Annotated in this window: 1 protein-coding gene; it reads right to left on the reverse strand. The window is 38.9% G+C overall.

Annotated features, from left to right (window positions below; translation table 11 throughout):
* Positions 1 to 500 (reverse strand): amidohydrolase family protein (locus ACZQCL_RS05760; RefSeq protein ID WP_482482177.1); only part of this gene is annotated, 500 nt, incomplete at its 3' end.
* Positions 501 to 540: the final 40 nt, after the last annotated feature.

The raw sequence follows: 540 nt of genomic DNA on the forward strand, positions 1-540 counted from the left end.
TCCACACGCAGTTCGGGGTCGGTATCAAGTTCATCATCAACGCCACACATTAATACTTTTTGCATCTCAACTGTAGGATGATGGAAAGGACCATCCGTTCCAAATAGGATTCGATCGTGTCCTACTGTATCATAGGCCTCTTTGATTTTTGTATGCATTGGCATACCCGACATTTCCAAGTAAATATTTGGATATCGTCTAGCCATTTTTAATGCCGCATCAATATAAACTCCATGACCATGTCCCATATGAATCATTAGTACTTTACAATTTGGATGTCTTTCAGCAAGTAATCCAATTTGCCAAGGAAGTGAATAAGGAGGATGGCCTGAATGAATACAAACAGGAATTCCATATTCTTCGGCCTTATCTAATACGGGATCTACAATTTCACTATCCGCACAATACGCGTGGCGTAATGGCTGCAGCTTAATAGCTTTAAAACCAAGCTTTACATATTGATCAATCAAATCCAAACAATTTGGCTCTAAAGGATTCACATAGACACAACCTTCAATACGTCCTGGATATTTCTTTTAT

This window comes from Holdemanella sp. (assembly GCF_056804935.1).